Here is a 13,504-nt window from a genome sequence, read left to right on the forward strand (position 1 = left end):
AACATTTAAAAAAAATACTCAGATAAGATCGTTCGTCCTACAATATTTAATACATACGAAAACGAGTCGCTTCTTGTATGAAATCTCAGATCACAAATCTACTTTTCTCTATTTTAAGTGTTTACCAATGATTGCTGAGAAGGGCTGGGGTTTGTTATAATTTTTTCTTTTAGAGAGTTTAAAAATATTGAAAAAAAGGAAGTGTATTTAACCTGTGCATACATTTCTGTTCCGCAAATAAAAGTTGAAACCCACGGATGGATTTTTCCTATCAGCACATTTACTATGATATGAAAACTATCGTGATTACAGCAGGCACCGCGCATTTATGGAATAAACTTGTTTCGTGGATATTTCCCATGTTAGCTTTTCGGCCTGTTTGGAAACTTCGGCTTCCAAACAGGCTGGCTTTGAATCTCCTTTTCATGAGGGGCCAGCGTTGCCAGAAACAATTCGGCTGCATTGTGGTAATCGTTTCGCCCGGCTTTGTAATTGTGAAAAGTATCAACCGATTGCGCGACCATATCAAAGTATTTTTTATTTAAGGTAATAAGCTCCTGAGGGCTCATATCGGGCGAAGCGTCTATTTTATTTTTGATCAGCTGAAGGCGGCTATGTAGGGCGTGCGCGAAAATGGAGTAGTTTTTGCTTATTTGTTGCATGGTGTATATTGTTTTTTAATCGGTGATTTTGGGATTTGGTTTCAAAGGCATTTTAAAAAAAGAAATTACATTAATGCTGTGGTGACCGTACTCATTGGTAATTTTTCCTTCGATCTGATAAACCCCCATTCCTTTAAAATCACTGGTTTCTAGGCTTTTGGGGAAGTGAACCGTATCAAAAAAGGTATTGGCACGGTCCAGAAACGAGCCGAACTTCATGATTTTTCCGCTTTGTGTGGGAACAGTCTTATAGGTCACAAGCTCACCCAGAACAGTAATGGTCCTTCCTGTGTAAAACTTCATATGTGCAGCCATAATGTCCCTTTGACAATCTGCCTGGATCAGATCAAAAAATGATCCGGAAACAGGTAGCTCCAAAAGTTCCAATTCATCATAAAGGTGCTCTACTAGGGTATATTCAAATTTAGGAAGCATATGCATTTTTGCAGGCGCATCAAAAAGTTGGGGCTGCCTGGATTTATTTTCTACCCTGCCACAGATGTAGTGCGCTTCCCAATGCATAGCCGTTTTAACGCTCCCTGTGAAATTCAGAGCTCCTGCCCGGATTAGAATACTGACCTGAATCACCGGCAGCGCTGTTCTTAAAATAAAGTTTTCAAGGCTTTTATATTCCCCCTTTTTTTCTCTTTCTTCCAAGAGGATTTTGATCGTATTTTCTTCCAAAGACTTGATCGCCGTGAAACCCAGATAAATGTCTTTTCCGTAAAGGGAGGTTCGCAGCTGGCTTTTGTTTACACAGGGGACGTGGATGGTAGCACCTGCATTGCGGGCCTCATTGACATAAGTCCGGCGGTTATAAAAGCCTCCTTCGTTGTTAAGCACACTGACCATGAACTCGATGGGAAAATAGGTTTTCAAATACAAACTCTGAAAGCTTTCGACTGCAAAGCTGGCCGAGTGAGCCTTGGAAAAACTGTAAGCAGCAAAACTTTCCATCTGGCGCCAGACTTCTTTGGCTACGTCTAGCGGGCGTTCCAATGCTACGCAATTCGCGAAAAACTTAGCCTGGATTTCTTGTAGATGCGAAGAGCCGCGGTGTTTGCCTGACATCGCCCGGCGCAGCACATCGGCATCACCTAAATCCAGGCCCGCAAAATAATGGCCGACTTTGATAACATCCTCCTGATAAACCATCACGCCATATGTTTCTTTCAGTTGCTGCTCCATGACCGGGTGAAGATATACGGTGGTTTCAGAAGCGCGGTGCCGGGCAACAAACTGTTCAAGCATGCCTGAGGATGCAACGCCCGGCCGGATTACAGAGCTAGCCGCAACCAGCGTTCGGTAGTCATCGCATTCAAGTTTTTTAATCAACTGGCGCATTGCCGGCGATTCAATATAAAAGCATCCGATCGTATTGGTTGTTTTTAGCTGAGCGCGGATGTTAGGATCGGTAAAGAACCGGCTCGGCGTAGAGACATCAATCTTTTCACCCGTATTTTCAAGGATGATCTGCTCGCATTCCTTGATGTGGCCAAGTCCCCGCTGGCTTAATATGTCGAACTTTTCAAAGCGAAGGTCTTCTGCTACATACATATCAAACTGGGCGGTTGGCATGCCTTTGGGCGGAAAATCAAGAGCCGTGTAATTCGCTATCGGCTCTTCGCTGATCAGGATTCCGCACGCATGAATGGTGCGTTGGTTTGGAAAATCTGCCAGCTGCTCAAAATGCTTCATAATTACCGCTGCGGCTTCGCGGTGGATATAGGGTGAGCCCGGGTCGTGGATCAAAAGATCGATCTCGGTTTTAGATAAACCGTATACCTTTCCCAATTCTCTAATGATGCTTCGGTCCTGAAAAGTGCTCATGGCCCCCATCAGAGAGGTGTGTTTGGTCTGATAGCGGGTAAAGATGTAGGTAAATATTTCATCACGATCTTTCCAGGAAAAATCAATATCGAAATCGGGAGGCGTTTGGCGCTTTGGATTTAAGAACCGTTCGAAGTAAAGATCCAGCTCAATGGGGCAAACATCGGTAATGCCCAAACAGTAGGCTACAATACTATTTGCGCCCGAGCCCCTTCCGACATGCCGAAATTCGCGTGAGGCCGCATAGCGTATAATATCGTAAGTAATAAGAAAGTAAGAAGAAAACTTCAGCTCGTCGATGATACGCAGCTCTTTAAGTACCCGGGCTTTGGCTTCCGTGTTGTTTTTGCCATACCTACGGATCATGCCCGAGGTAGTGAGCTTTTCCAGCAGCAGCTTGTCATCATAAGCATTTCCGGTAAAATGCTTTTTGTTTCGAACGATCGTAAAATCAAATTCAAAGCTGCAGCTGTCAAGCAGCCGCTCCGTCGTTTTTATAATCTCAGGGTAGTATTCATACGTTTTTAAAAGCATTTCTTTGGTGGGCATCTTTTCAGCCGGGTGCGCGAGCATATCGATTGTTAGATAACCATACAGAATGTTGTGGTCGATCTCGCGCAGCTGCTGATGCAGCGCGTAATCTTCGCCGCTTCGTACCGTGACCGGCCAGAGCATGACATATTTTTCAAAGTTACTTCTGGGTTCACGGGCGATCCTGGTCAACTGCCCGGGTTTGATACCGATAAACTCGTTTTCCCGCAGCTCATTGATCTTTTTTGATCCATAACTGTAAATGGCATAAGCATGATGAAAAGCAGGAGCCGTTTCGGATAATGGATGTTTATCAAAATTGGCACTGGTCATATGCTGGTTGAGTTCAGCAAAGCCCGCCGGATTTTTAGCAATTCCGATGTATAGAAATTTATCCTTATTTCGGTATTCCATACCTACTAAACCTTTGATCCCATTGGCCTGGCACTTTTTAATGAAAGGGAAAATCCCTGAGCTGTTATTGATATCGGTGAGTACTGCCGTGTCATTCCTTTACTTAAAAGCAGTGTGCTCAGATCCTCTATACTGATGGTTCCGTAACGTAGACTGTAATAAGAATGGATGTTGAGCAGCATTTTATTTTTATTCAGTTGTTGATAATCAATTTAGTTTTTTATTTTTGGTATTTATAATACCGAAAAGATGGTTCTTATAATACCAAAAAGAAAATGAATGCGCAAGAAATATTTTTATCCCAAAACTTGAAATTTCTCAGAAAGAGGAAAAAAAAGACCCAGGAGCAGCTGGCTGAACATTTAGGAATGTCACGAGATAAACTCAAAGCAATCGAGACAGGTAAGACTATCAATCCCACGCTCGATGATCTGATCCGTTTCTCGCGGTACTTTAAAATGGCAGCGGATACGCTATTGACGGTCAGCCTTTCTAAGCTGGGTGAGCTTAAAATCCGAGAGCTGGAAAATGGCAGTGATGTCTACCAGACCGGCAGTAAGCTTCGGGTCCTTGCCATTACGACAGGCCCGGAAGACCGAGAGAATGTGGAATATGTTTCACTGAAAGCTAAGGCCGGTTACCGGGCCGGCTTCTCCGATCCTGAGTATCTGGCCAGTCTTCCCAAATTCAATGTACCGAACCTTCCGTCAGGATCCTTCCGAATGTTTCCGACTGTCGGCGATTCGATGCTACCCATTCCGGAGGGAAGTGAAATTCTGGCGCGGTATGTTCAGGACTGGCGAGGCATCAAGGCAGGCACGTTATGTGTCGTCATTTTGAGCTCGGAGCAGGATCTTGTTTTCAAACAGGTAACGATGCTGGGCCCGCAGGTGCTTTTAACATCTCTGAACAAACTTTATCAGGAGTATACCGTCGAGCTTTCAGAGGTAATCGAAATTTGGGAATATTATGCGTTTTTTAGCCGTGACGTTCCTGAGGCTGTGAGCGATTTGGGGCAGGTGATTCGTGAGATAAGAATGCTTGGCGAGAAGGTTGAAGCAAAAGGATTTTAAACAAATCCAGCCTCAATGAGAGATTGACATAATTGTTTTAGTCCTTTGGAATAGATCAGAAAATTGGATAGATTACAAAGGACCTGTAGTATGGCGTGCAGAGTATGTCGTTATTTATTCATGATGCAGACGTTTAACAATTCTTAAAACCCACTCAGCGAGGTGACTATTTTGATAAACCTCTTGCATATCAGCAATTGGCTTCTGATAGAACGTATCAGATTCGAAAATCGAGTCCCAGTCTAAAGAATTTGGGTCGGCTTTGTTTACATTGACTTGCTTATCCAGACTTTTAAAAAAAGAAACTGTTCCAAATCTTCGAGGAGCATTTCTTCGAGGACTAAATTCTTTCGGAGGAAACACGTCAGATATTTCATCTGAAATATTTAATCAAAAATTTGATGTTGAAGTCAGGCAAGTAGGAAGTGTACAAAATGGCTCTACTAAAATGCCAAATAATAGATTTGTTGCAACAATTGAAGGAAGTAGTCACAAACATAGCATAACAGCTACCGATTGTCATCAGTAGCTAGAATTTGCAAAAGTTAATAGTGGTCAGAATAACGGCTGGACTACCGAAGAAATCAATGTAAATGGTAGTGGAGAACATACCCATAAAATAGATGGCGGCGATGCGGAAACAAGGTCTATCAATGTTGCCGTTTTTTACTATATAAGAATAAATTATTAATTAATCATAAAAGAACAAGCTTTTCCAACTGGAAAGCTTGTTCTTTTATGTGTGAGTTATGTAAAAGGTATAGCTTTATGATTTATTAACTTGAAAGGTTATTTAATCACAAAGTTTTAAATTTAATGATTGAATCGATACCTCGATATAAGCCTTTGGATATGCGCTTCGGTTCATAAGAAAGTTCTTAATTGGCCAGTTCAATTAAGGAGCTATTTAATGAGACGCCCTTTCTTGTTGTAATTATAAAATTAACGACTGAATATTACCAGCCTCCAGTTTTGCTTTCCGTAAACTTAACATGAATTATTCCTTTGCTACCTTTTTCAGGAACAAACACGAAACATAGTTGTTTACCTGCTTTAATACCTTCAAAAAGACCAGTGTTGGATGCAATAGAAAATTTGCCAGAAAGGATTTGAACTTGGGGGCAATTGATAGTAAATTTTTCTTCTACAATTATTGAACATTCCGATATACAAACTCCGACTTTTCCTTCAATCTCTCCCTGGTAAGTCCAACTTAAATTACCGCGGGTAAGGTGGTAAGCGTATGGAAGATTTACAGGTTTGCCCTCTATTTTTACCGTAATAGTTTCTGAACGATCTCTTTCGCAACTAATTTGAGAAAGCATAATTATAAGAAGAAAAATAAGTCTAGTCATTGTCTATGTTGGCTGATGTTGTGTTAATCAAAGTACTACTAAATTGAAGTGCTCCAAAAACATATCTTTTTCCTTTACCAGTATCAATTAATCTTTGAATACCTTCCCTTAAGACATCACCTTCATCATTAGTTAAGTCCTGATAATCAATCCCTAATTTATTATTATGATAATCCATTTGGCTATTCAGGGGCAAATTGGCTGTGCCTGTTACAGGAGGCGGACCGCCCTCATGGTTATTCATGATCTGATAAGCTACCGCTTTTCCCCATGACTTAGCGTGCTTGGCAGCAGCTAAGGCGTGCTTGTAGGCATTTTGATTGGTTCCATCTTGGTCTTTATCTTCTTCTTTTGCGCCACCATATCGCTGCCTAGATGAAGCTTCTGCCTGTTTAAAATTTAGATAGCATTGATAGGCCTTACCTGGATTTGTCAGTAACCAATTTACTTCCAAACCATTGATATCGTAATCAAACCAATCCCAAAATCCTGGGTCATCAATATTCAAGCTAGTTCCTGAAGGATGACCACTGGATGATGTTCCATCGTCCCAGCAACTTGCCCACACCACGCTACTTGTGGAACTGGTACTGCTATACATAAATTGAGGTTGCCCACACGTTACATTTGATCCATTCATATAACAGGATATGGAATAGAAATTAGTAGTCGTTGTCACCGTTTCCGTAGTCCAGCTACATGTATATGCAACTCTTGCATTTTTTTTATTTGGATCGTTTACAGTCTGGATACCAATGGTTTTGCCATCTTTATAAAAGAAACCTCTAAGAAAGTTATCTTCAAAATCCTCAAACCATATTTTTCCTGAAAAGTCCGAGTCTTCGTAACGAAATTTCTTTCTTTTGGCATAATCTAAATCGCCCTTTATATACATCCGTTCAACATGTTCCTTTCCCTTTTCGTCTTTGTAAACTAACAGCTTAACTGATGTAAATAATTCCTCAAATGATTTTACAGAATTTGTATCCTTGTCAAATGAAACTAGGGTAAGTGCGTCTTGATCTTCTTCAATGACAACAACCATTCCTTCTTTTCCATCACTTAGGGTTAAGTTTTTTCCGCTCTCCCAAACTGGTCTTTCTTTTCGTTTCCTTTTAGAAGTTCTAGCCGTTCGATTCAGATTAACATATTTTTCATATAGTACCTTTGCTTCTTCAATGGTTACACTCTTAGAAGATAGTTCACTGGTGGGAGTTACAGTATCTTTGGGATGACAAGAATAAATTATAATAAGAAATAAAGCAGGGAATGCTGCCTTCAATAAACCAAAATTTAAAATCTTAAACATGAGAGGTGAATATTAATAAGATAATTAATTTATAAGAATAATAATTGCACTGTTTAACTACTATGAATTCCAATTGGAAAAAATTTCGTAAGAGTCATTAAGGAATCATTTGCTTGTTTTTATCATAGGCTGCTAATTATGTACAACTAGTTTTATAAGTGTTTCAAATAAATATTACATTAATCTATTAATTTTCATTTAGTTTGGTAAAACTTGTAACCAGAATTTATTTAACGGTAAAATCAATATAAAGGCAACAGCCAGAAATTCGGACAATTTGACCGGCTGGATTTTACAGAACACTGTGAAAAAGCCTTTGACCGAACGCTCAGCTATGGACGTCAGGTGACTGAAACCTTTAAGTACCGGAAATCCAAGGTTAGTGGCAGCGCATATGAACGTGCTGATATGATTGTGGCCGAGCTGAATTTGCAAGTCAAACCGGTCAAAGAACAGTCCCAGATTATAGCACAAACCATATGCGAAAAGAAAGAGGTCAGCCAGGAGCAGGAGATTAAGCCCAAGCAGGAGCAAAAGCAAAGTTTTAGGCTTGGCTGGTAATTAGGACATTAATATGTTATGAACCATTACAGATTATGAGTAGAACTATTTTGATTTTATTTAATTTCACTGCCACATTGTAAGATGTCAACTTCGGTGCCCCAATTTTATCAAATCGCTAGGCTCTTGGTAGGAAACTAATGCTCCTGAAAGAGGGCTGCAAGCTTCCTTAAATCTTGCAATAAAGTGTTCGAGTTTAGTACCGCTGGGTGCACCATACGAGCCAAGTCGTTTTTTTGACGATTTGGCTCTTTTTTTGGGTTTCTAACTCACTTTTTCTGATAGATAGAAACCTTTTTAAGGGCACTTTGGAAAAAGTTGTTGATTTCAGAGTGTTTGTCAGACAAATCGCTCAGTTTGTTTTCTAAGTCCTGTATTTTAGCATTAGAAATCGATTTGAGGCTCTGGAAATCCTCATCTGCCAGGCTACCATCTACCTTCGTCATTCTCGCATTTTGCATTCTCTTGTTTAGGGTCTCAAGTTCAACAATCATTTTTTTACGTTCCTGATCCGGAGCCTTGTTTTTTCTTTAAAATCCTGTTGTATTGCTAAGGAGTAGAGTTCGAGTCTGCCGGATCTGGGAATATACTTTCTCAATTCCTGCACAAACAGAGCGTTAGTTTTCTCCGCGTTAAACCTCACCCCACAGTGGCCTTTGCAATGTTAATAGTAGTAGGCATATTTCCCTTTAGATGTGGAGAATTCGGAGCCACTGTTCACACCAATTCGGAAATTGAGGGCTGGCCGTTTCGGTTGGAATTAACCAGTGTAAGCAAAGGATTGATAATTATTTAGCATACGTTGAGTAATAGTCTTTTGATGGTCAGTCTGTCACGTAATCATATGGTCAACGCGTCCGGATTCTCCAGTCCGGGAGGCTGAAACTATAATCAGCCTCCACTTATTTCCTCTGCATGATGTACTGCTTACCCAGGTGAAACATTCGCACCAGCAAAAAAAGACATAAAAAGACGGACAACTTCGAACAGCCGACTTTCATTCTGATTTTCGGTTATGGCGGGCAATTAGGATGTAAATTCGGCTCCAGGATTAAATTTATGCTCTACAGCTAAATTAATCTCTCAAACCAAAAATGAACTTCAATCGTTAAAAAAAAATAGCTCGAAGGCGTTTTGATGGGACGAAAATATGTCTCAATTGTATCCTGAAATGGTCGTTCATTTTATGGTTTGTTTAACCAAAAATCATTATCTTTTCATTCTAATTTCAATATCTTAAAAGTATGAGGCCGGCGGTAAGCCCGGTCGTTATGATGAAAAAAAGTAAACAGCCAATAGAGAAATTAACAATAGATCTTTTAAGGTCGCGATTAGATCTAAACAATACTTCTAATGGGCTTTACATCTTCGATACGGATGCCCAGGAGATGGATCTTTCATATCTATCCCCTTATCGTTCCGATCACAATTCAATCCATTTAATTACCGATGGGGAAGTAAATGTAAAGATCAATCTGCTTCCTTATAAGTTGAGGAAAAATAATATGGTTTTATTTACCTCAAATACCATCCGGCATTTCGAAACTGTAACACCAAACTGCAGGGCGACCAATTTGCTATTTTCAAACGACTATTTGTTCGAATCTGGGATTCCTTCAAAAACCGCAGGGGCCTTTGATTACCTTTCAGGTATCATTGAACCAGTGCTGACGCTTCGGGAATATCAGCGAGATTTGATCCTTGCACAACTTGCTGCGCTACGATTAAAAACCGAACAAGTATCAAAAAATACTTCTTACACCGAAGATATCTTAAGGCATCTTTTTTCCGCTTTGATATTGGAAATTGGGGCGTTATATCAAAAAGAAGAAAAACCGTACGTGGTCTCGGGCACTAGAAAGGAATCTGTTGCGCATCAGTTTCTTAAGCTTGTTGTCCAGCGGTTCAAGGAGGAAAAAAGTGTTCAGGCTTACGCCGACATGTTGAATATCACTCCCAAATATTTGTCCACTGCTACGCGGGAACTTACTGGTAAAACAGCTGGTGATCTTATTGATGAAATGCTGATCTTAGAGGCGAAAGTGCTTTTGAGCACTTCAGGAATGCCAATTGCCCATATCGCAGAATTCTTGAATTTCAGTGATCAGTTCGTATTTAGCAAGTTTTTCAAGAAACATGCAGGTCTAAACCCAAGTACATTTCGAAGATCAGTTTAATTGAATATATGAACAGCATTAACTTGCAGCCAGCGGTTCATATTTCCCGACAAAGTAATTCGGTGCATAAATCTCATTCTTTTTCGCGAGTATTGCCACTGCCTCAGGCTGTATCTATCGTTGACATGCCACTCAATATCGCAGTCAATTTATGTGTCAATTCAAAAGGATCATATAACGATTATTCATTTAATAACAGCAAATGGCGGCTATTTTGATAGTTATCATTTTTTGCTTTGAGCTTATCCGAACACAGTATGGATTGGATGCTCAGGTGCACTTCCGGTAATGGTTATTGTTTTTTTTGCGGGGATAAATGGACATATTTTGCCCCGTTCGGACTATTAAATAAGTCGTCTAAGAATGCCAACTTTGTTATGTACTCTGAACTTGTAGATGTTTATGTTCATTACTGAAAAACATAGATTTCTCTTACAATCTTGAACTGGCTAAAATTGATAGGGAAAAAACGGTGATTCAGTTTCGCCCATCGGTGATTAATGCAGTAGGAGAGGTTTCTGATGAGTTAACGAAGGTAGAGAAGCTGAAAAACCAATACAGCATCGCCGAAAAAAGGGCACAAACTTTACAACAGGCTTCGAAAAATGCCAGTATGCTATTCAAAAGTGGCAGGCAAACTACCTGAAGTGATTAGCGCCCAGGGAAATTTACTACAAAGCGAACTGGAATTAACCACCATTAAAACAGAGTAATTAAATGCGGTTGTTGGTTTGTATCGTTCTTTAGGCGGGAGGGAATTAAGCAACTTTCATGATGTGAGTTAATTACGGTGTATCCAAGCCGGTATTAATTGGTAAGCTTCAAATTAACATAAATAATAGTATATCACCCATAAACAACTAAAAATATGTACGAGAAAAAAATTCCCTTTTCAGTTTCATGCGGGTTAGAAATGTCGCGAGAAGTCTTGTTTGGTAAGTGGAAAATGCATTTATTATATTACATTTCTACAGGAGTAAAGCGTTCAGGTGAGCTGCAGAGAAAAATTCCGGCTGCGAGCCGCAGGGTTTTGAATATTCAGCTCAACGAATTGGAGCACCAAGGTATTGTGCGTAAAAAAGTTTATATCCAGTTACCGGTAAAAGTGGAGTATTTTATTACACCAATAGGAGAACAGCTATTGCCAATCATCAATCTCATAGGGGAATTTGGTGACAAAAATTTTCATCATCTACAACAAGTTTTTATTAATGATCCGAGGGTTCCTGTTGATGATAGCATACTCCAGGTTAGAGCAGTGTAGATACAGGAGTCATCGTAATATTTTAACGACTGCTCTTAATCTGAATGACTAAGAATTTTGATGATGAATGTTTCAAATTATAAAATGAATATCAAAAAAAACATATTGATGATGAAACAATTTGGAACGATCGGTTGAAATTCTTTATCTTTGTTCCACTATGCCAAGACAGAAGGAATTTGATTACGACGAAAAGCTGATAGAAGCGAGAGAGCTTTTTTGGAAAAAGGGTTATAATGTAACTTCATTAAACGATTTGGTTGATGCCCTCAAAATCAATCGGAGCAGCCTCTACTTAACCTATGGATCCAAGCACGACCTTTTCATCAAATGTCTGAACAGCTACAATGTGCTGAGAAAGAAGGAATACAACGCAGCTGCTAAAAGCAGCGAAAATCCTTTAAAGGCTCTGGAAAATATAATTATGTCTGTACTTGATACTCTTAAAGATAGTAAGACCTGCTTAGTCGTAAATTCGTCTTTTGAACTTGGTCGTGTTGACAGTGAAGTCAGAAATATGCTCCGAAGTCAAATGTCTTGGGGTATAAAAGTGATGGAAGAATTGATGGTAAAAGCGCAGAAAAATGGGCAGATTCCACCTGAAAAGGATGTTAAAGCATTGGCTCATTTTACATTTATGAGTCTAACGTCTATTTGGCACACAGATCTGTTATACTCAGATGAAAAGCTTGCTCGCCAAATGGCCCAAATGTTAATAGATAATATAAGCAAGTAAAAAAATTTACCCCGTATTAAACCGAATGGTTTAATACGGGGTGCAATAAGTCAAAATTCAGAAATATAATGAATTATCAAAAACAGCCTTAACAACGAATGTCAGCAAAGAGATTGAAGACGCGGAATAAATGCGTCACTTTTTATAGGCTGATTTAAACCGAACGGTTTAAATAGACTTACTTGATTCTTTAAGTTTTTGGATTCAATTATTGAATCTGTGAATAACCCCGATCTTAAGATCTGCGGTATGCGAAAATGTAAGATGTAATAAAAATAAAAAGTACATAATCAAACTGATACACTTAACTCAGAACAATGAAAACAACAAATAAAAGAGCCGCTTATGTCGGTTGTTTAGGTATGATCTCCATAATAAGTACAGAATTTGGAGTAATTGGTATACTTCCCCAGCTTGCAGAATTTTATGGGATAAATATAGATACGGCGGGCTACTTACTAAGTGCGTTTGCATTAATTATCGCATTAACGGGACCGTTTATTGTTTTATATACTTCAAGATTCGACAGAAAAAAAATGATGTTATTAGCGATCCTTATTTTTGTCGCAAGCAATTTTTTATCAGCGTTAGCTCCACCATATTGGGTTTTAATACTGCTACGTGTATTACCATCGTTTTTACATCCGGTGTTTATTTCGATATCCATTGCAACAGCAATTGATAATGCTGCAAAAGAGTTTCAACCCCGCTTGATGAGCATAGTAATTGGGGGTATTGCGGTGGCACAAGTCACAATTATTCCACTATCAACATACATTTCAGGAACTTTCAACTGGACAGCATCATATATTGTTCAAGGCACAATCAGTTTGATCGCCACAGTAGCAGTCTACTTTTTACTTCCAAGCACTTCATTAAAGGTGGAAAAGTCCATCGGTCTGCAGACGAGTATTCTTAAGTATAAGCCCTTCATTTTAAGTATTATAACCAATTGCCTGATAATTGCCGCATGGTTCAGTACATACGGGTATTTTGCAGAATATCTGTCAAAAACCAGGGGACTAAATGAGCGTGAGATCAGCTACATGCTGTTCTTATTCGGAGTGATGGGTGTAATTTCCAATTTTCTTGCTGGAAAACTACTCAGTAAGAATTTGACAAATACAACAGTATTGTTCCTGTTCGGAACCATTTTACTGCCATTACTTTTCACGTTTAGCGATAAGTCGATCTACACTACCGCAGGCATAGTTTGCATTTGGGGTATTATGTATGGGCCATGTTTTCTTACTACGCTGGCTTACGTTCTATCAGCAGCTCCAGATGCCAAAGAATTCGCTAATAGCATACAAATATCTAGCGGAAACTTAGGCGTAACACTTGGTACAGTTGTAAGCGGATTGTTTATAGGGCAATACACCGCCACTATGGCTCCCTGGATCGGGGCAGCATTTGGCGTTACTGCCATGGGTTTTATTTTCTGGCGTAGTTTAATAGAGAAAAGATCGGCAACCATAAATATATCCGAGACTTTAAATGACACAACAATTCATAATTAAAATTTTTCACGCATTCATTGATCTAAACAAACATAGGCCTCAATTTTCTACGTGGTATCAATAACATGATCC

At 39.5% G+C, this 13,504-nt stretch carries 11 protein-coding genes and 1 pseudogene; 7 read left to right on the forward strand and 5 right to left on the reverse strand.

Annotated features, from left to right (window positions below):
* Window positions 1–362 precede the first annotated feature (362 nt).
* Together BMY70_RS18825 and dnaE are read right to left on the reverse strand one after the other, a co-directional pair.
* Window positions 363–662, reverse strand: coding sequence for a hypothetical protein (locus BMY70_RS18825; protein ID WP_090337860.1), 300 nt, complete (start codon window positions 660–662; stop codon window positions 363–365).
* A gap of 15 nt (window positions 663–677) precedes the next feature.
* Complete coding sequence (dnaE, locus tag BMY70_RS18830; protein WP_218148648.1) at window positions 678–3,437, reverse strand: DNA polymerase III subunit alpha; 2,760 nt, start codon at window positions 3,435–3,437, stop codon at window positions 678–680.
* Window positions 3,438–3,712: 275 nt separating this feature from the next.
* Between dnaE and BMY70_RS18835 the strand changes: the two genes are divergently transcribed.
* On the forward strand, window positions 3,713–4,510 hold the full coding sequence (locus tag BMY70_RS18835; protein ID WP_090337861.1) for an XRE family transcriptional regulator: 798 nt from the start codon (window positions 3,713–3,715) through the stop codon (window positions 4,508–4,510).
* A gap of 956 nt (window positions 4,511–5,466) precedes the next feature.
* On the opposite strand, the gene BMY70_RS18845 is transcribed toward BMY70_RS18835, so the two are convergent.
* Entirely contained in the window at window positions 5,467–5,865 is a 399-nt protein-coding gene (locus tag BMY70_RS18845; protein ID WP_090337863.1) for a hypothetical protein, read from the reverse strand.
* Window positions 5,858–7,174, reverse strand: coding sequence for a DUF6973 domain-containing protein (locus BMY70_RS18850; RefSeq protein WP_090337864.1), 1,317 nt, complete (start codon window positions 7,172–7,174; stop codon window positions 5,858–5,860). The genes BMY70_RS18845 and BMY70_RS18850 overlap by 8 nt, the downstream gene beginning before the upstream one ends.
* 261 nt (window positions 7,175–7,435) lie before the next feature.
* Between BMY70_RS18850 and BMY70_RS30710 the strand changes: the two are divergent.
* Window positions 7,436–7,735, forward strand: a pseudogene (locus tag BMY70_RS30710) (DUF5712 family protein); the annotation flags it as partial.
* Between the two features lie 269 nt (window positions 7,736–8,004).
* Here BMY70_RS30710 and BMY70_RS18855 read toward each other — a convergent pair.
* On the reverse strand, window positions 8,005–8,229 hold the full coding sequence (locus BMY70_RS18855; RefSeq protein WP_090337865.1) for a hypothetical protein: 225 nt from the start codon (window positions 8,227–8,229) through the stop codon (window positions 8,005–8,007).
* A gap of 777 nt (window positions 8,230–9,006) precedes the next feature.
* Here BMY70_RS18855 and BMY70_RS18860 point away from each other — a divergent pair.
* The 5 genes from BMY70_RS18860 (at window position 9,007) to BMY70_RS18880 (ending at window position 13,432) form a co-directional block, all read left to right on the forward strand.
* Window positions 9,007–9,912: an AraC family transcriptional regulator gene (locus BMY70_RS18860; RefSeq protein WP_177197070.1), complete on the forward strand. Its 906-nt coding sequence runs from the start codon at window positions 9,007–9,009 to the stop codon at window positions 9,910–9,912.
* A gap of 472 nt (window positions 9,913–10,384) precedes the next feature.
* Window positions 10,385–10,558 (forward strand): hypothetical protein, encoded by a 174-nt coding sequence (locus BMY70_RS31100; RefSeq protein ID WP_218148649.1) that lies wholly within the window; start codon window positions 10,385–10,387, stop codon window positions 10,556–10,558.
* A 222-nt stretch (window positions 10,559–10,780) separates the two neighbouring features.
* The gene (locus BMY70_RS18870; RefSeq protein ID WP_090337867.1) at window positions 10,781–11,176 is read left to right on the forward strand and encodes a winged helix-turn-helix transcriptional regulator; all 396 of its coding nucleotides are present in this window, start codon (window positions 10,781–10,783) and stop codon (window positions 11,174–11,176) included.
* 160 nt (window positions 11,177–11,336) lie between these two features.
* Window positions 11,337–11,912 carry a TetR/AcrR family transcriptional regulator gene (locus BMY70_RS18875; protein WP_090337868.1) on the forward strand — a complete coding sequence of 192 codons (576 nt, stop codon included), beginning with the start codon at window positions 11,337–11,339 and terminating at the stop codon, window positions 11,910–11,912.
* 317 nt (window positions 11,913–12,229) lie between these two features.
* Window positions 12,230–13,432, forward strand: coding sequence for an MFS transporter (locus BMY70_RS18880; protein WP_090337869.1), 1,203 nt, complete (start codon window positions 12,230–12,232; stop codon window positions 13,430–13,432).
* Window positions 13,433–13,504: the final 72 nt, after the last annotated feature.

It is taken from the genome of Dyadobacter koreensis, from assembly GCF_900108855.1.
GTDB lineage: Bacteria > Bacteroidota > Bacteroidia > Cytophagales > Spirosomataceae > Dyadobacter > Dyadobacter koreensis.

Bases quoted from the DNA above. Each gene is read 5' to 3' on its own strand.
- BMY70_RS18845 (WP_090337863.1), bottom strand. From the start codon at position 5,865: ATGACTAGACTTATTTTTCTTCTTATAATTATGCTTTCTCAAATTAGT.
- BMY70_RS18875 (WP_090337868.1), top strand. From the start codon at position 11,337: ATGCCAAGACAGAAGGAATTTGATTACGACGAAAAGCTGATAGAAGCG.
- BMY70_RS18860 (WP_177197070.1), top strand. From the start codon at position 9,007: ATGATGAAAAAAAGTAAACAGCCAATAGAGAAATTAACAATAGATCTT.
- dnaE (WP_218148648.1), bottom strand. From the start codon at position 3,437: ATGGAATACCGAAATAAGGATAAATTTCTATACATCGGAATTGCTAAA.
- BMY70_RS18880 (WP_090337869.1), top strand. From the start codon at position 12,230: ATGAAAACAACAAATAAAAGAGCCGCTTATGTCGGTTGTTTAGGTATG.
- BMY70_RS18825 (WP_090337860.1), bottom strand. From the start codon at position 662: ATGCAACAAATAAGCAAAAACTACTCCATTTTCGCGCACGCCCTACAT.
- BMY70_RS18850 (WP_090337864.1), bottom strand. From the start codon at position 7,174: ATGTTTAAGATTTTAAATTTTGGTTTATTGAAGGCAGCATTCCCTGCT.
- BMY70_RS18870 (WP_090337867.1), top strand. From the start codon at position 10,781: ATGTACGAGAAAAAAATTCCCTTTTCAGTTTCATGCGGGTTAGAAATG.
- BMY70_RS18835 (WP_090337861.1), top strand. From the start codon at position 3,713: ATGAATGCGCAAGAAATATTTTTATCCCAAAACTTGAAATTTCTCAGA.
- BMY70_RS18855 (WP_090337865.1), bottom strand. From the start codon at position 8,229: ATGATTGTTGAACTTGAGACCCTAAACAAGAGAATGCAAAATGCGAGA.